Genomic DNA, 18298 nt, shown 5'->3' on the forward strand with positions numbered 1-18298 from the left:
TGGCTGTGTCGAAAAATGTCGTACATTATATACATCGGCGTTTGTTTTATTAGTTTAAAGCGAAAATGCAATATCCGCAAAAGAATAGTTTTGGAAAGGGTATTTTTCTTTATCGCGTAGTCCGATTTTAAGATATAATAAGCTCAATCGTTCAAGTATGAAGTTCCTATTCCTTTAGTTAAAGGGGATCATGACATGAGAATTGCAAGACCTCCCTGTTAATCCTTAAGGTCATATCGTCCGCGACCGCCTCCGTAATTTGATTGCGCAATTGCAATCAGAAATGAGAGGGGCCATTATTCATGGGCTATATGCCGAACATTTGGAAGCTATTCGTTATTCGATTTTTTTATAATTTAATTCCTGCCTATGTTATTGAGAGGTTATTTTGGGAAGATCGAGGCATGACCATTCAGATGGTCGTGTATACCGAAATTATTTTTGCGTTTACGATCGTTTTATTTGAGGTCCCCTCCGGTATTATGGCGGATAAGTGGGGAAGGAAGCATATGCTCGTTTTGTCCGCTCTGCTGGGGTGCTGCGAGTTTCTTATCCTGGTTTTTGCTACGGAGTTTTGGCATTTTGCGCTGGTCGTTTTTTTGGCGGCGATCGGCCATTCCGCAAGCAGCGGAGCAGAGGATGCTTTGCTGTACGATTCCTTATTGGCGGAAGGGAAAGAGAAGCATTTTGAGAAGATAATAGGCCGTTTGAACGCGCTGGATACGATTTCTATTATCATCGCTGCCTTGTGCGGGAGCTTCCTGGCCAGTCATTTTGGCTACGAGCTTAATTATTGGATATCATTAGGGGCGATGGTTGTTTCCCTCGGCGCAACTTTTCTTTTGGCTGAGCCAGTCAGGAACAGTATCGAAGATGATGAAGAGTCACTGCCATTCAAATCGTATATTACATCCTCTGTGCGGTTTTTCAAAAGCAATCCGGGACTATGTTTGGTGCTTTTATCGGGAATGGTAACGGGAGCAGCCATTAACTTTATCGATGAGTTCTGGCAAATCTACTTGGAGAGATTAAATATCCCGGTCATCTATTTTGGACTCTTTTCGGCTGCAGTCTTCTTACTCAGGCTGCCAGGCAATGTTCTAGCCTACAAGCTGAAAAACGTGTTCAGCTATAGAGCGCTGCTTCTGGGCATTACGGCAGCTTTGACGGCGGGCTTTATTTATATGTCGGTCATCAAAGATTTCAGCGGACTGGCAGCCTTAATCGTAATCTGCTTGGCTGCAGGCATTATAGAGCCGCTTGCCGCAGGATATTTGCATCATCAAATCGATTCGTCAATGAGAGCGACCATGGGATCATTCCAATCGTTAGGCGAAAATTTCCTGCTTACCTTTACAGGCTTGGGTTTTGGTTATTATTCGTCCCAATTGGATATTTTCGGCGGCTTCGGTTTCATCGCTGTCCTATGCGGCATGTTCTTTGTTTATTTTTTGTTCGCATCCAAGAAGCTCGTAGAATAAATGAAAAACGGAGTGGGACTCTTCTAGATGCTGATGCGCTAGGAGGGTCCCTATTTTATAATATAAGAAAGTATAAAATTCAACCTTATACGATGCTTATATTTCACCGCGAAACTAGTTTTTGCCGCCAAGGACGGCGTCAGCCGTTTACGCTTGTAACCAATGCTAAATAAATGGCGGTACTCCCCTCTTGTTTTAATGGGCCAATTTTGGGACAATAATAAGCAGATTATAAGTTTCGGCTGTATAGGCAGAATAGGACTGGATTTTGCAGTTTTGAAAAGAGGATAACATATGAATAAACCATCTATATATGGATTAACGTTTGAGCAGCTGACGGAGTGGCTGAAGGAGCGCGGCTTTACTAAGTTCCGGGCATCACAGGTGTGGGAATGGCTGTACCGGAAGCGGGTAACGTCATTCACGGATATGGTTGATGTGAAGGCGGAATGCGTTCAGCTGCTGTCTGAGCATTTTGTTCTCCAGACGCTTACCGAGCATACGAGGCAGGAATCGGCGGACGGAACGAACAAGTTTTTGTTCAAGCTGAAGGACGGTAACTTGATCGAGACCGTATTAATGCGGCATAAATTCGGTTTATCCGTTTGTGTCACGACTCAGGTAGGCTGCAACATTGGCTGCAGCTTCTGCGCGAGCGGACTGCTTGCCAAGAGCCGCGATCTATCCAGCGCAGAAATTGTCGAGCAGATTATGCAGGCTCAGCTTCACCTTGATCGGATGCAGCAGGGTGAGCAGGTAAGCCATGTGGTCGTCATGGGTATTGGCGAGCCGTTCGATAATTTCAAAAACATGACCGATTTTATCGGCGTTATCAAAAGCCAAAAAGGGCTTGCGATCGCCGCAAGACATATTACGGTTTCTACAAGCGGATTAGCCGACAAAATCAGAGAGTTCGCCGACTCGGACTTGCAGGTTAATCTTGCCGTATCCCTTCATGCGCCGAACAATGAGCTGCGGACACGCATTATGAAGATTAACCGGGCGATTCCGATCGAGAAATTAATGGAATCCATCGATTATTATTTGGAGAAGACGAATCGCAGAATTACGCTTGAGTATATTTTGCTCAAGGACGTGAACGACCAGAAGGAGCATGCGCTGGAGCTTGCCGAGCTGATTGGGAATCGCCGCAGTCTGGCCAACGTAAATCTCATTCCGTACAATCCGGTGGACGAGCATAGTCAATATCAAAGGACGGACCGGGAAACCATTCGCGCCTTCTACGATACCCTGAAGAAGCAAGGCGTCAGCGTCAGCGTTCGCCTGGAGCACGGCACAGATATCGATGCGGCCTGCGGACAACTCAGAAGCAAGCAAATCAAAATATCCCAAGAGCTCCAGCTTGGCTAGAAAATGACGGCTTATAAAGAACATTCCCAATTCCGGGAATGTTCTTTTTTGCGTTAACGTGACAGCCTTCTGCTTCCATATATTTTCTGTTAAGATGAATTTGCTGCACGGGGTTATTTTGAGCTAAGAAGGGTGTATGGGCATGAAGAAAAAGGCAATGGATCTACTCATCATTATGGCTGGAGCACTTATTTTTGCACTCGCAATCAACCTATTCGTTATTCCGAATGAGCTTGGCGAAGGCGGAGTTACCGGCATTACGATTATTTTATATTATTTATTCGGCTGGTCGCCGGGTCTGGTTAGTTTAATTTTCAATTCCTTTCTCCTGCTTATCGGCTATCGCTTTCTGGATCGAAGAACGGTGTTTTATACAATTGCAGCGGTATTGTTCCATTCCCTTTTCCTGCATTTGACCGAGGATTGGCGCATTGTATCGGATGAAATAACGGTTAATGCCGTGTTTGGCGGATTGTTCGGAGGGATTGGGATCGGACTTATTATTAGGGTCGGAGGGACAACCGCCGGCACGACGATTCTTGCGCGTATCGCAAATAAGTATTTGGACTGGAATATCAGCTACGCGCTGCTTTTTTTCGACTTAATTGTCGCCTTCTCATCTTATTTCATTATTGGGGCACAGGCGCTTATGCTGACGATTGTCATGCTGTATATTGGAACGAAGGTCATGGACTTCATTATTGAGGGCGTGAATCCGAAGAAAGCCGTGACGATTATTTCCAAGGAGCAGGACAAGATTGCCGAGCAGGTCAACGTGCTGATGGATAGGGGCGTTACGGTCATCTATGGGCGCGGGTATTATACGAAAACGCCCCAGGAAATCCTTTATATCGTGATTAGCAAGCAGGAGCTGAGCACGCTGAAAAAAATCGTGAAGGCTGCCGATAAGAATGCCTTTATTACCATTCATGATGTGCGTGATGTGTTCGGCGAGGGTTTTATTGATATTTCGAAATAAAAAAATGAAGATAATATAAAAAAAAGAGCGGTAGTCTAGGACTTGAAAGCAAAGTCTTGGACTGTCGCTCTTTTTTTGGCGATTTTGTCTATTGCTTTGGAGAAATCATACGTTACTTCACATGAATTCATCATGCAATCTCGCTTTTTGCACATATCGGAACTGCGCCCATATCGTTAATCTGTGGAAGAGATGCATCTCACCACAATATTAACGGAGGTTACGAAATGAAGAGACTGTTAACTTCTACTTTAATCCTTACTTTGCTAGGCACCTCGTTGATTGCTTGTTCATCACAAGGGGATAAGTCAGGCAATAACGCGAATGCAGGTACATCCTCTAATACAGAAGCAAGCACGGAAGCGACAACGTATCCGATTAAAACCGATAAGAAGCTTACTTATTGGGGAGAAATTAACGGGAACTTGATCGGAGTCAAAGCGACGCATGATGAAATTCCTTTCTTCCAGGATTGGCAAAAGCAAACCGGCGTTCCGCTCGAATTTACGGCGCCGCCGACAGGTCAAACGAAAGAAGCGCTTAACGTAATGTTAGCATCGGGCGATTTGCCGGATATGATCGAGTACAACTATTTGGGCGACTTTCCAGGGGGGCCTGAGAAAGCCATTAATGACGGCTATATTTTGAAACTGAATGATCTGATTGATAAGCATGCGCCGAACTTGAAAAAGTTTTTGCAGGAAAACCCGGACATCGACAAAATGGTCAAGACCGACAGCGGCAGCTATTACGCGTTTCCATTCATTAGAGGCGACGAGTACTTGCGAGTGTTCCAAGGGCCGATTATCCGCAAGGATTGGCTGGATGAACTAGGCCTGCCAGTACCGGAAACGATTGATGATTGGACCAAAACGCTGACGGCGTTTAAGGAGAAGAAGGGAGCGGCCGCACCTTTCGCAGTCGTGAGCAAGCCGCGTTTCTTTAATGAATCGGGAAATGGTGCCTTCATCGGCGCGTTCGGCGTTACCCGCGGCTTTTATTTGGAGGACGGAACGGTCAAATTCGGACCAGCCGAAGCCGGCTTTAAGGAGTATTTGAGCTTGTTCAGCCAGTGGTACGGAGATGGCTTGCTGGACAAAAACATCGCTACCGCAGATTCCAAGTCGCTTGACGGCAACATGGCCGGCTATGTGGCTGAGGTCGATGATATGATGGTTTGTCTGGTCAACTTCGGCGAGAAGGAAGCCGCTAATTTGAAGGAAGAGCTACACGCGATAGCTGCGGAGGCGCAGCGTTTTCTACTCCGCTATCAAATGGATTTGACTGTATCCATTGGTGGCATTCATGCTTCGCTGCCCGGGATTGCAGAGGCATACCGCGAGGCCGTAGATGCGATGGCTTACAAGATGGTACTCGGCAAGCAGGAGATTATCACGTACGACGAGATTCGGCGCAATCCGGAGGATAATCTGCAATTCGGCTATTATTATCCCCTGCAGGTAGAGCAGCAATTGATTAATTTAATTAAAGTCGGCGACTTCGAACAGGCCTCCAAATTCATGGAGGATGTTATGGACCGTAACTTCAACAAGCCGATTATGTCGCTCACATTAGCGAGATGCCTCATTTTTAATCTGGTTGGCACGATGGTCAAGGCGATCAATGAGCTGGGAGACGGCGATAGCAGCATTTTGGGTGATAACCCTTTGTGGATGGATAAAATTATTGCATGCGACACCATACTGGAAATGAAACAGGAGCTGCTATTGCTGCTGAAGGAGGTTTGTGCCTTCGCCGCTGCCAAGCTGGATAACAACGTATCGCAAGAGCGCGCGGAGTCGCTGCGTGATTTGGTGATGAAGGTATCGGATTATATCCGGGAGAAGTACAGGGATTCGAATCTGAACGTTAATACGATAGGGGAATATTTTGACCTGAAGGGCAGTTATTTGTCGAAGCTGTTTAAGAACCAGACGGGTGAAGGACTGCTGGACTACATCAATAAGCACCGCATTGAGCAGGCGAAGCGAATGATGAAACTTAAGCAGGACTCAATCTCCGAAATAGCTAAGCAGGTAGGCTACAATGAGGTTGCTACCTTCATACGTGTGTTTAAGAAATACGAGGGAATTACGCCCGGAAAGTTTAAAGAAATGAATTAATCGCTCAATGATTAAGGGGTGCTTTAGGAAATGAGAATACAGGGGAAGCTCGTATACGTTCTTTGGTTGCTGCTCATTCTAACGATTTTGTGCACTTCCTGTACGAATTCCAATGCGAATGGATCGGAAGAGGGGGAGGCTCCTCCACCGAAGAAGCCGCAAACGGGTGAAACGGCAGATGCCGGGAATGAAGGCGAAGGCGTTTATCCGATTGAAACCACCAAGATGCTGACCTATTGGGCGGAGCTAAATGGCAACGCAGGCAGCATAAAGCCAAGCTTTCAGGATGTTCCTTTCTTTCAAGAGTGGCAGCGCCGCACCGGTGTGATGCTGGATTTCATTCAGCCGCCGGCGAATCAGGCGAAGGAAGCCATTAATGTTCTGCTGGCGTCCGGCGAGCTGCCGGATATGCTGGAATATGACTGGGCCAGCTTTCCCGGCGGACCGGAGAAAGCAATTAGTGACGGTTATATCCTGCGTTTAAATGATGCGATTGATAAATATGCGCCAAATTTAAAAAAATATTTAAGCGAGCATCCTGAAATCGATAAACAAATCAAAACGGATAACGGCAGCTATTATGTATTTCCGTTCATTCAAGGGGATGACGAGCTCCGTACCTATCAGGGGCCAATCGTACGCAAGGACTGGTTGGATGAGCTGGGTCTTCAAGTTCCGGTTACGATTGAGGATTGGCATACGGTATTAAAAGCCTTTAAGGAGAAGATGGGCATTGAAGCGCCTCTAACCTTCTTAGGCGTGCCGAACCCGCTGTTCGGAATTGAAAGCGGCGCTTTTGTCGGTGCCTACGGCATAAAGAAAGGCTTTTATTTGGATCAGGGCCATGTGAAATATGGACCTTTGGAAGCGGGGTACAAAACGTTTTTGGCATTATTCCGTGATTGGTACGCGGAAGGCTTAATCGATAAGAATATGGCTACCGTTGACACCAAAACGCTTGATTCCAACATGATTTCCGGCAGAAGCGGGGCGAGCATATGGAATGCCGGCGCGGGCATCGGTACCTGGCAGCCCAGTGTGAAAGAGACGGTGCCACAGGCACAGTTTGTTCCGGCTCCTTATCCTGTGCTGCATAAGGGCGAAAAGCCGAAATTCGGACAAAGAAGCCATGCTTATATGGGAAGCGGCGGCGTGGCCATATCTAGCAAGAGCGAAAACGTGGAGATAGCGACGCGGATGCTGGATTTTGGTTACAGCCCAGAGGGACATTTGCTCTTTAACTTCGGCATTGAGGGTGTTAGCTATGAGTTGAAGGACGGATACCCCCAATATACAGATATCATTTTGCGGAATCCCGATAAGCTTGCTCCCTCGCAGGCGCTTGCCATGTACAACCGTGCCAGCTATTTTGGCCCTTTTATTCAAGATAGGCGGTATCTCGAGCAGTACTATTTGCTGAAGGAGCAGAAAGACGCGGTTAAAATCTGGTCTAATACGGATGCGGATCGCAACATGCTGCCGCAAATTCCGAAGACGGAACAGGAAAGCACGGAACTGTCAGCCATCATGCTCGATGTAACGACGCTTGTCGACGAAATGTCTTTAAAAATTATTCTAGGCATTGAACCAGTGGACAGCTTTGACGATTATGCGGCTCAAATCAAGTTGTTAAAAATAGAGCGAGCCATTGAAATTCAACAAACGGCACTCGATAGATACAACAAGCGATGACAGCTGGAAGTCATCGCTTTTCGCTTATTTTTGAAATATAGGGTAAGATTAGAGGAAGAAAGCAAATGGGAGCTGTTTAAATGTCGAACGACGAAGTGATTTTAACCAAAGAGGGCTTAGAGCAATTGCAAGCCGAGCTGGACGATTTGAAATACGTAAAGCGCAAGGAATTGGCCGCTCGGATTAAATTAGCGATTAGCTACGGCGACTTAAAGGAAAACAGTGAATACCATTCGGCCAAAAACGATCAGTCATTTATGGAAACTAGAATTATTATACTAACTAAAATGCTGAAAAAAGCCCGTGTCATCGAAGCGGATAGCCTTGATCTCTCTAAGGTCAATATCGGCTTGACCGTTATCTTAAATGACATTGAGTTTTCAGAGAAAATTACGTACAAAATTGTTGGCACGGAAGAAGCGGACGTCGCTGAAAATAAAATTTCCTATGAAAGCCCGCTAGGCAAAGAGCTTCTTGGAAAAAGCGTAGGAAGCATCATCAGCGTCAACGCGCCTATGGGCGTTATTAAATATGAGCTTCTGGAAATCAGAGCAAATTAAAGCAACGTAATCATTCATTCCTCTTGAAAAGGGTGAGGGCAAAATGGGAAAGCAATTTGAAGCCATGTTACCTCAGCATGAGGCGTTTATTCGCCAGCAGCATATTTTCTTCGTTGGTTCGGCTCCGCTATCGGCAGAAGGGCATATCAATCTTTCGCCCAAAGGACATGATTCGCTTCGAATTTTGTCCGCTAATCGCGTTACTTATCTGGATTTGACAGGCAGCGGCAATGAAACAAGCGCGCATCTTGAAGAAAACGGAAGAGTGACGGTCATGTTTTGCGCATTCGACGGAGCGCCAAACATTATGAGACTATACGGCACCGGCACTGTCGTGCTGCCGGACTCACCGGAGTGGGCGGAGTTATATCCGCTCTTTACGCCGATTCCGGGGGCGAGGCAGATCATTGACATCGATGTGCATAAGGTGCAGACCTCTTGCGGCTACTCCATCCCATTTATGTCGTATACCGGCGAGCGGGACACCCTGCAACGCTGGGCGGTACAGCAGGGAGAAGAAGGCCTCAAGTCATACAGGAAAGAAAAGAATCAAAAGAGCATTGACGGCATGCCAACGAGTTTAAGTACCCTTTACGAATGATTTGCGAGGAATAGCTAACAATATAACAGGCTATTCCATTCGAATCATTAAGGAGAAGGTACCAATGAAGAGCAAATTTCTCATCGCCGCTATTTTATGTGCGACAGTCGCGGCCAGTTCCGCCCCGATAAGGGTTCAAGCCATCGAGATGGATCATCGGCACGGTCATGAGGGCTATGCAAGCCCAGCAGCCGTAAAGCTGAAAGAAGATTCAAGAAAACTGTGGATGGAACATGCACTATGGACGAGAAATTACATAGTGAGTGCATTGTCAGGGCTCGAGGATAAGGATGCCACGCTGAAGCGGCTGCTTAAAAACCAGCAGGATATTGGGAATAGCTTCAAACCGTTTTATGGCGAGGCGACAGGCAATGAGCTTACTGTGCTTCTGCAGGAGCATATCGCTATCGCAGGCCAATTAGTAGGTGCCTTAGCAAGCGGGAATCAAGCGGATGCAGCAAAATACAACAAAGAGTGGCATAGAAACGCGGATGATATTGCGGCATTTCTGAGCAAAAAGAACCCGAATTGGTCCGAGAAAGTGCTCAAAGACCTTCTTTACGTTCATTTGCAGCTGCTCAGCGAGGATGTTGCGGCTAGGCTTCAAAAGAATTGGGATGCGGATGTAGCGGCCTACGATAAAGGCGAAGATCATATCCTTATGCTTTCGGATGCCCTCACGGAAGGCATCATTAAGCAATTTCCGCAAACATTCAACTAGCGGTATTTAGTAAAAAAAGGCTAATTCGTCAATGACGGATTAGCTTTTTTTTATGGCGAAAATAGGCGAAAACGACAGCATTGCTGGATATACGAGTCTGATAAGCAGGTTCCGACAAAAACAGATGAGAAAAGATTAATGAGCTATGGGACTCTAGATTGATGTAAACTAACACTAAGTATGGCAAAGTATTACTTAGGAATGCATTGTGCTGAATAACAATCATTGGAAGCTAGATTTGTTTCCCAAAACTTTTTCTAGGAGGAAAGCGATTATGAATTTTCATTTCTTTGTAGGCAACGATAACGGAAACAGTGAGCATGATCTTATTATTGACGGTAAACTGGTCCAGCAGCCAAATGTGAATTGCACGGTGGACGAGCTCCCTTGGAGCGAGGAGCAAACACCGGAAAGCTTTATCAAAAACTTACAAGACCAGTTGGTCGTAACGATTGATTCGCCTGCGGCAAGACCGGCGATGTATTATGTCGGGAAATTTGCCCTGGAGAGCGGAGAAATTTTGGACAACCTTCAAATCGGTATAGATCTAAAAAGCGATATGGATCTCCCAGTTATCAATACACTGGCTCAAATTGCGGCCATGGCCGTACAGAAAGCTTATGAGGAAGAGAAAAAAATACCTGAACAAATCGATGTGGAAGTCGATATGGCAACAGCTTTGCCAGTTACCCAACATACAGATGAGACCTCTACGAAGTTCGAGAAGCGCTTCACTACGGGGACGCATCATGTAACGGTGCACTTAGGCATTCAGCGCGTAGCCGTGAAAATCGTATTCCCGTTTGCTAAGGTCGTTCCTGAAGCTACGCCGGTTATTTTCACCCTGCAGAAGGATGCGGCGGGTAGCTGGAGAGAAGGGGATATCTTTGATGATTTCCTTCAATCCTACGGCATCGAGAAGAAATTTACCGGCAGTTATTTTAAGGATAAGCGTATTCTTCACGTAGATATCGGCGATGGTTCTACGGAATATCCGATCACGGAAGGCAATAAGTTTTTGCGTCAATTCGTTCACGGCAGCCACCACGGCGCAGGCTATGCCATTGAAGAAGCGCTGCAAGAGTTTAATCGACTCATTCATTTGCCGGACAGCCCGCGTCAATTTTTCAGCGACGTGATCAAAAACCCGGCGCACAAGTATCATGCACGGGCGCTCAAGACTCTTAAGAGACCGCTGGAGAGCCAGGTTAGGCAGATTGTACAGCATGTCAAAAAACAGCTGACCAAAGCGCGTAACGAAATTGATTTGATCTGCGTATACGGGGGCGGAAGTATTCTTATGCGCTCTGTCTTATATGCACAGCTTAAAGAGCTTTGCGCAGAGCGGGAAATGCAGCTGCTGTATATTCCGGCTGAGTATGCCGTACAGCTTAATGCGATGGGGCTTGATGCTTTTGTGCGGGGTAAAATTTATGAGGCGCTCAAAAACAAGGCGGTTCAACCCGTATAAGCCTCCTCAAGCTAATTTGGGGCATATTCTAACGGATTCTGGTAGGTGATTGAAATGAAAAAGACTAAGCTGCCCGGTGAAAATATAAGCTTGAAAACTAAAAAGACAGAGGATCCTCTGGTCATGCAGTGGTTGAATACGCAGTCGAATCTAATGGATTCTCTTCGTTATTTGGTAGAGAATGAAATCGCGTTAAACGGTGTCCGGAATTTGCAGGCATTCGTACCCATGGAGAGAAGCAGACTGCAGAGCTCCATGGTCATACCGCAAGAAAATGAGGCACGTCCTCAAGTGACTGCTGGCATTGAGCAAATGGCAGCCGCGGCAGAAGAGGCAACTGAAGCTCCTGCGGCTCCTCCAGTGGAACCGGTTGTTGAAGAAGAAATCGATGATGATGACATTGAAGCATGGAGCTAAACGGAGTTAGGGACTTATAAAATCCACGCTTCAGCCTGATAAAACGGTCTAAGTGATATCAAGTATTACCTTGTAACCCGAAGCACTACTGAGTATAACTAAGATAATACTTGGCAGTGCTTCGGAATACTTTTCTTCTCATACTCAGATTATTCTGGGTATTTTTTATGCTGTATAAATGCAGTGACAAGACGTCCATTTCCATATACGATATAGGAATAGATGGATGTTTATGGAGAGGAGAACCGAAGATAAACGAGCAAAAACCATTTTTTTATGAAAGCGCTGTAAATTTTATTGTTATTATTATTTGTTGGGTCATGATTTTTATTTTATCAGCGGGATTCATGATTGAATATTTTAAAGGGACTCGCCCGCTTTCTTTCGTAATTCCGATCATTTCCATTGGTAATATCTCAGTTATTGTCGGCACATTTTTTTATAGGAATAACCCACTCACAAGGTATGTAAGAATCTCCACCTTTAGCGGTTTTTTCACCATGTATGTATTTACTTTAATGACGGCTACAACACCCATTACTTTTACTTTTGTATTTCCCTTAGCGACGTTATTTTGCATGTATGTCGATCGTTGGTTTATGTTCATCGTTTGCTCTTTTATTTTGCTGTTGAACGGTGTGTATATCGGAAACAAACTCTACAGCGTGAGCAAACAGGAAATCGGTGAGGCCGCATATAACCAGTTTACGACGTCTATGCTTATCCATAGCTTTGTTTTGCTGCTGTTTATGTCCAGTTTAATCGCAATCGTCTACGTCTTCCATCGGCTTAGAAGAGCAATGGAATATAAGGTACAGGAAGCGCATCATGCCAGAGAAACGGGACAGAAATTGTATGCGCAAGCGACAATCGACGGTTTAACGGGCGTATTCAATCGCAGGCATTTTGTCGAGAAGGCAAGAGAGCAGCTCGGTGAGACAGGCAGTTCGTTCTCTTTGCTGCTTTTGGATATCGATGATTTTAAAAAGGTGAACGATGTACTCGGGCATTTGGCCGGTGACCAGGTACTCATTACGATTTCCAATTTACTGATCCAGGTTTATGCGGACATTGGGATGGTTGGCCGGGTAGGCGGCGAGGAATTTGCGGTTTTCCTAAAGGGGAGAAGTGAAGACGATAGCCTAGAATTAGCGGAACGCTTGCGTAAAATGCTGGAACAAACCGAGATCTCGCTAAACGAGGGAAAACAGATTTCAGTGACGACCAGCGGCGGTATCGCGTATGCGGACAGGAACGGCTTGACCTTTGAAGAGCTGTTCCAGCTGGCCGATAAGGCGCTCTATACCTCTAAGGATTCGGGAAAAAACCAGATTACCAAGGCACAAGTGGGCTAATCTTATGAATGGCTGTTTGCAAAAAATGGACAAAAAAAGAAGGAGGGCATCAAGCCCTCCTTCTTTTTGTTGTGTTTATTAGTGCACGAGAGAAAATAGACCATGGATATGCGACAGGTAGCGAATGTTACTTGCTTCCTTCATCAGGGATGCAGGCAAGCCTTTCAGCTGCGTTGCGTTTCCGCCGATTGTTCCTACGCCGTCTTTGCGGCCAAGGCTTCCAAGCGTTCCGGAGAATACAGGAACGAATTTATCCATTACGCCGCCTTTGATTTGAACCGCTAGGTTGTAGCCTACCGTTTCGCCCATTTGCCAAGCAAGCTGAGCTGTTGGAGGATAAGGGCGATCGCCACCCTCTGGGAATACGACTGCACAGTCGCCGGCAAGGAATACATCGGCATGCGAAGTCGATTGTAGAGTAGGCGTAACCGTTGAACGGCCGCGGTCCTCTGCAAGGCCGCTGCTGCCGACAACCGGATTGCCTTTTACGCCACCAGTCCAAATGATTGTGCTGGATTCGATAGTGCGTCCGTCTTTAAGCGATACGGAACTTTTTGCTGCTTCAGTGATTGCTACGCTCGTAATGAAGTTTACGCCGCGTTTCTCAAGGCTTGTAACCGCACGGTCGATCAATACTTTCGGGAGCATTGGCAGAACGGCAGGGCCTGCTTCTACGCAATACAACGAAATATCATTGAAGTCGATGCCTTTGCTGCGGCAAACCTCTGGAAGTCTGTCAGCGAATTCGCCGACAAGCTCAACGCCAGTCAAGCCGCCGCCGCCAACAACGATCGTTGCGTCTGCTTTGTTACCTGATTTTTTGTAAGCGTCAAGACGGTCTTCAACATGCTTGCGAATGCGGTTAGCATCGGCAACGGATTTAAGAACAAGGCTGTTCTCTTCCAGACCAGGGATACCGAAGTAGTTCGTTTCGCTGCCCAGGGCAACAACAAGCGTATCGTACTTCTGTACTTGGCCGCTCGCAAGAACAACTTGTTTTTCGTTTGGTTTAATTTCTTTCACCGAATCAACGATGATATTCACTTGCTTGTCGCCAAGAAGCTTGCTCAGCGGCAGCGCAACGGCTTGCTCAGCGATTGAGTCTCCGGCAAGTCTGTGCAGCTCAGTGATGATTTGGTGAGTAGGGAAACGGTTAACGATTGTGATGCTGGCTTCTGCTGCAGTCAGGTGCTTGCGGGCCGTTAGAGCAGTAAGAAGACCGCCGTAACCTCCACCAAGAATTAAAATTTGCTTCGACATGTTCATCCTCCGTTCGTTCTATGCGTAATCAGTGTATTATGCTTTTTCGTTTTTACGTTCAGACAGTACGCTAAGGAAAGCTTGTGCAAAGCGCAGCGTTTTTTGAACTTCCGGATCCTTCAACATTTTCAACATAGCGAACAAGCCAACAGAAGTGTTAGCCGTTTCTTGTGAGCGCTCGCCAGCCTCAATTGCTGCAGCTGCGATACCTTTTGCTTTCTCTTGAACCGGTTTGACGAATTCACCGATACCTTGAGCGAAATCGTTGATCAATACTTTGTCTGTAGCAATGTTTTGTGCGAAATCATAAGCTTTGGTCATTAGTGTTACCATTTCAGCCAATTTCGGAAGGTTGTCCACGAGCACAGTCAGCGACTGTTGAACCTCCGGCCTCATTAATTGATCAAGTACATCTAACGTTTGCTTTTCTTCAGCGAGGCTAGCTGCGACCTCTTGTCCAGCAGATGGTTGTGACATTATAGAATGTCCTCCTTTACGCTAATTTGAAAGTAAGTTATGGTCTCAATTGTGTCATTCGCTAGAAGTGAGTGAACATCCATAAAGTTTGTTACACTTTTCACATAGTTCTTCAAAAAGACGACTGTGCGTTAGTAACAGCCTTACCCATGTTTCTTGGAGAAGGATGAGTTAGCGAGTATGACGAAATCGGATTGAACCCTTTGTTTCTATTCTACATCGTTTTCACAAAAAGTTAAAAAGAAATTTATTACTTTTGGCAAAAAAATATTGCAATTTGTCATCGGGAACAGAGGAATGCAAACATTTTGTCTATTTTCACACTAATTTTTGGCTATTTGGGTGATGCCTGATCAATTGACCAGCTTTCATCCAATTCCTGATCAGCGCTCAAGCCCCTTCAATAAGGTATGATGGAAGGAGCCAATCGAACCCTCATGAATATGTGGAAATGATGAACATAAGGAGAGTGAGAGCCATGCAGCCGTTTACGCAGAGAGTCGTCGCCATCATACAAGCCATTCCGGAAGGAAAGGTTATGACATACGGTCAAATCGCGGAGCATGCCGGGAGCCGCAGGGGCGCAAGGCAGGTGGTCCGAATTCTTCATTCGCTAAGCAGTATTCATAATCTTCCCTGGCACAGAGTAGTTAATGCAAAGGGCGAAATAGCAATCATGGATGAAGAAGCCCGCTATATGCAGATTCTTTACTTAAACGCAGAAGGTGTTAAAACGAGCGAGGATGGCCGGGTCGAATTAGACAAATACCGTTATCATCCTGTCATTGAATTCGAAGGCAAAGACGGATACGATTAACATTTTCTAATAAAGCCTAAATTGAAACCCCGTATCCGAACCTTTATTATGGTATATACCAATCGGAAGGGAGAGAAAGACCATGACCACTGACATTGCACCTGGTAACGTACGAAACTTCACTGTTTCTACCGAAATTTTTTATAATCCGAGCTTGGATATCTATTCGCAAATGATTTATATCGTACTTAGCTCGAGCACCGCCGATTCCGCTTCGCTCACCATAGATGAGGTTGCTAAGAAGGGCCGTATGACGACAAAGCATGCGATAAAGGCCATGCAGGCATTAGTAAACGAGCAGTTAATTCCACATAAAGTATTCCGCAAAATGATCGGGGAATTCCAGGATGACCGTTTATCCTGGGCAGCCAAAGGCTTGCTAACCTATTGCAAGGAACATAAGGATATTACGCTGGCTGGGCTGCTGGCGCTCTCGGACCAATCGGGGGAAGACGAGCAAAGCATTCGCAAAGCATTGATGGAGCTGGAGCGAAACGGTTATTTGGAGGAGTTTCCGGATCTGAGCAAGCTGACCTATTTATAAAAATAGCAGGACGTATGCGGCATGGGGGCCGGATACGTCCTGCTATTTTTTTGAAAATATTAAGGCCGGTTACTTTAATCTTTGCTTAATCGTTCAAGGAGCRCGTCGCCGTTTGTGCCAACCTTTACATACGCAAAATGAGCATTTCGTTCGGTCTCGACGCCAGTGCCTTCGGGGACAAAATATGTTTCAATTCCGTAGTAGATGTTATCCCAGCCGTTCGAGGTGCCATTCATAACGATCTCCTTGCCAGTTAACGATTCTCCGGCTTTGTATAAACGTTCAAGTTCGTATACGCCATTATCACCTTGCAGAAGCACAACCTTGATTCGCCTTGCGCTTCCTTGCGCCTCCAACTCCTCAGTGATGCTTGCTGGCGGCGTAGAAATGCTGTAGTTGAGCCGTACATAATCACCTTGAAGCAGTGATCTCGGGTCCAGCGGCTTAATGGCCAGCTTAACAGAAGTGCCGCTGGAGAGTAACGCTTCGCTCGTTGCCGCATGGTATCCAACGTATCCAAGCTGCAGAGCAACAACAATGGCGATTAAAATCGGGCTTCTGCGCAGCAGATGCCTGTACGCGTCGGCATCCTCGGGCACACTCGCGCGTGTCCGGTAAGCGAAGAAATACGTAACCGCAATGGCAAGTAAGCCTAACAAGGCAAGGGTAACCGACTTGTGAAACAGCGTCCAGAACAAATCGTAATATTTGTACGCCAGGTACAGAAACCAAAACACTAAGCTGACTGACGCTTCGAGTGCTTGGCCGCGGCGGACAAACAGAAAGGCTAGAACGGTCACGACGATGAAATTTATTAGATTAAACAGCTCATACGAATAAGGGAATAAATCCTCCATGAATGTAAGCCAAAAGAGCAGCAGCAGCATGAACAACAATCCACATTCACGGAGATGCCGTCTATGAGCAGCCCCCTCAGAGAGCAAATGGTGGCTTGCGTAGATGACGGCATTTAGTGCTGTCAAGATAAGCACGATAAAAGAATAGGCGTGCTGGAGGTATTCGAACAGCTGGAAGAGCAGAATTGCCATATTCACATTGATTAAAGAATAGATGAAGAAATGCTGTGCCCGTCCATGAAGCCTGAACCAACCGGCCACCGTTACGGCTAAGAAAAGCAAGGTTAAACCTGCCAAGTCGATCCATGCGATCGCAATTATCCCTGCGGCATATCCGATCGTAAGCACCGTGTAACGGATAACGGTGTTTAGGCGGGGCAGCAGAAGCATGGGAAGCACAAACAGCAAAGAAATAACAAATAGCACATGCTGCGGCTCTACCCCATCAGAAGCGAGAAAAACTAAGCCAACTAAAGAAATGCTGCCAATTAATACGCCGATAACGGTAACGGTAGCAGAGACGATTTTACCGACAAGGGTGCCATGATGGGCTTCGGCCTGCGGAATTTCTTCCTGCTTAACCGTGCTTGCTTCATGCGGATCCAGCTTATTCAGGAAACGGAAGAAAAAGAAGTTTCCGGTCAGCAGCACAGCTACAAAGAGAAGTCCGAGAACAAAAAAGGTAGTTGAAGCATGCTCCGACAGCAGCTCCAGAAATTTAAATACTGCAAAAGCCGATGCGGCAAGCGCATTAAGCGTAAGCATGACCTTATCCAAACGAACCTTGATGAAGTAATAGAAACCAATTGCGATTGCAGCCACGCTCACGATATTCATCCAAGGACCAAACAGCTCGAATTGCGTGGAGTTCGTTAAATAGAGCAGTGAAATATGGAAGACAATGAAGCTTACGAATTTCAGAGGTGCGGAAGAAAATCGTTTGGCTTCTATTATTGCGAACAAGATGAGATTGATGAGGGCAAACATACAGCCGATCAGCCCAATCTCGTTGTCACTGCGGACGATATAAAGGGAGCTCGGAAAAAAGTACTGCCACAGCGTCAAATGGACCAGCGTATAAGCCAATACGTAGAATGGATTAAAGCGTGTAATAAAAGCCAGCAGCAGAGCCGGAATCGACCAGACGAGAAAGAGCTCGTAGTTGTCGGCATGAGAATTATAGATTTGGTTAAGCAGGGCAACGGCAACGCCAAACGAGATACAGCCGCCGACTAGAAAAATAGCGGACAAAAAAGAGTGATGTCCGAGCATGATTTTCATTTTGGAAAAAATGAAGGATGCGCCATAGAACAGGACCATGATTCCTGCGGAGGCGAGAATCTTATCGGCACGGGCGAGACCGCCCCAATTGGCAGCGAAAAAGTAGATGATGGAAGCAAGGAGCAGAGACACGCCCATGAGGAAGCCGACACGTGTAACGTTTAATCGTAGCATTGGACTCACATGCCTTTCTGGTTGGTATGTCTTGTATTATAATGACCCAATCAAAAGCGAACTAGTACTCACTTTTTGTAGTACTGCTCTTGGAAGCAGCGATCTGCCGCGCCATAA

16 protein-coding genes are annotated in these 18298 nt (G+C 46.2%); 13 read left to right on the forward strand and 3 right to left on the reverse strand.

Annotation, left to right across the window (positions count from 1 at the left end; genetic code table 11):
• Nucleotides 1–302 precede the first annotated feature (302 nt).
• From AC1DLI_RS24280 to AC1DLI_RS24330, 11 genes are all read left to right on the forward strand, one after another.
• Nucleotides 303–1481 carry an MFS transporter gene (locus AC1DLI_RS24280; protein WP_477607052.1) on the forward strand — a complete coding sequence of 393 codons (1179 nt, stop codon included), beginning with the start codon at nucleotides 303–305 and terminating at the stop codon, nucleotides 1479–1481.
• 294 nt (nucleotides 1482–1775) lie between these two features.
• Complete coding sequence (gene rlmN, locus AC1DLI_RS24285) at nucleotides 1776–2852, forward strand: dual-specificity RNA methyltransferase RlmN (protein ID WP_477607053.1); 1077 nt, start codon at nucleotides 1776–1778, stop codon at nucleotides 2850–2852.
• 142 nt (nucleotides 2853–2994) lie between these two features.
• Nucleotides 2995–3831 carry a YitT family protein gene (locus AC1DLI_RS24290; protein ID WP_477607054.1) on the forward strand — a complete coding sequence of 279 codons (837 nt, stop codon included), beginning with the start codon at nucleotides 2995–2997 and terminating at the stop codon, nucleotides 3829–3831.
• A 227-nt stretch (nucleotides 3832–4058) separates the two neighbouring features.
• A complete protein-coding gene (locus tag AC1DLI_RS24295; protein ID WP_477607055.1) occupies nucleotides 4059–5954 on the forward strand; it encodes a helix-turn-helix domain-containing protein in 1896 nt (631 codons plus the stop codon).
• Between the two features lie 30 nt (nucleotides 5955–5984).
• Nucleotides 5985–7646: an extracellular solute-binding protein gene (locus AC1DLI_RS24300; protein ID WP_477607056.1), complete on the forward strand. Its 1662-nt coding sequence runs from the start codon at nucleotides 5985–5987 to the stop codon at nucleotides 7644–7646.
• A gap of 80 nt (nucleotides 7647–7726) precedes the next feature.
• Nucleotides 7727–8206 (forward strand): transcription elongation factor GreA, encoded by a 480-nt coding sequence (greA, locus tag AC1DLI_RS24305; protein ID WP_477607057.1) that lies wholly within the window; start codon nucleotides 7727–7729, stop codon nucleotides 8204–8206.
• A gap of 43 nt (nucleotides 8207–8249) precedes the next feature.
• On the forward strand, nucleotides 8250–8807 hold the full coding sequence (locus AC1DLI_RS24310; RefSeq protein WP_477607058.1) for a pyridoxamine 5'-phosphate oxidase family protein: 558 nt from the start codon (nucleotides 8250–8252) through the stop codon (nucleotides 8805–8807).
• Nucleotides 8808–8871: 64 nt separating this feature from the next.
• The gene (locus tag AC1DLI_RS24315) at nucleotides 8872–9528 is read left to right on the forward strand and encodes a glycosyltransferase (RefSeq protein ID WP_477607059.1); all 657 of its coding nucleotides are present in this window, start codon (nucleotides 8872–8874) and stop codon (nucleotides 9526–9528) included.
• 274 nt (nucleotides 9529–9802) lie between these two features.
• On the forward strand, nucleotides 9803–10999 hold the full coding sequence (locus AC1DLI_RS24320) for a ParM/StbA family protein (protein WP_308999265.1): 1197 nt from the start codon (nucleotides 9803–9805) through the stop codon (nucleotides 10997–10999).
• Between the two features lie 54 nt (nucleotides 11000–11053).
• Nucleotides 11054–11416: a hypothetical protein gene (locus AC1DLI_RS24325; protein ID WP_477607060.1), complete on the forward strand. Its 363-nt coding sequence runs from the start codon at nucleotides 11054–11056 to the stop codon at nucleotides 11414–11416.
• Between the two features lie 500 nt (nucleotides 11417–11916).
• Nucleotides 11917–12771, forward strand: coding sequence for a GGDEF domain-containing protein (locus AC1DLI_RS24330; protein WP_477607061.1), 855 nt, complete (start codon nucleotides 11917–11919; stop codon nucleotides 12769–12771).
• A gap of 78 nt (nucleotides 12772–12849) precedes the next feature.
• Here the strand turns inward: AC1DLI_RS24330 and AC1DLI_RS24335 are convergent, their stop codons facing one another.
• Nucleotides 12850–14031, reverse strand: coding sequence for an NAD(P)/FAD-dependent oxidoreductase (locus AC1DLI_RS24335; protein ID WP_477607062.1), 1182 nt, complete (start codon nucleotides 14029–14031; stop codon nucleotides 12850–12852).
• Between the two features lie 36 nt (nucleotides 14032–14067).
• On the reverse strand, nucleotides 14068–14508 hold the full coding sequence (locus AC1DLI_RS24340; RefSeq protein WP_477607063.1) for a DUF1641 domain-containing protein: 441 nt from the start codon (nucleotides 14506–14508) through the stop codon (nucleotides 14068–14070).
• Nucleotides 14509–14986: 478 nt separating this feature from the next.
• Between AC1DLI_RS24340 and AC1DLI_RS24345 the strand changes: the two genes are divergently transcribed.
• Both AC1DLI_RS24345 and AC1DLI_RS24350 read left to right on the forward strand, forming a co-directional pair.
• Nucleotides 14987–15325: an MGMT family protein gene (locus tag AC1DLI_RS24345; RefSeq protein ID WP_477607064.1), complete on the forward strand. Its 339-nt coding sequence runs from the start codon at nucleotides 14987–14989 to the stop codon at nucleotides 15323–15325.
• Nucleotides 15326–15407: 82 nt separating this feature from the next.
• Nucleotides 15408–15869, forward strand: a complete 462-nt coding sequence (locus AC1DLI_RS24350; protein WP_477607065.1) for a hypothetical protein — start codon at nucleotides 15408–15410, stop codon at nucleotides 15867–15869.
• 74 nt (nucleotides 15870–15943) lie between these two features.
• Here AC1DLI_RS24350 and AC1DLI_RS24355 read toward each other — a convergent pair whose 3' ends face one another.
• A complete protein-coding gene (locus AC1DLI_RS24355; RefSeq protein WP_477607066.1) occupies nucleotides 15944–18181 on the reverse strand; it encodes a GDYXXLXY domain-containing protein in 2238 nt (745 codons plus the stop codon).
• Between the last annotated feature and the right edge of the window lie 117 nt (nucleotides 18182–18298).

Source organism: Paenibacillus sp. 01T443 (genome assembly GCF_056398325.1).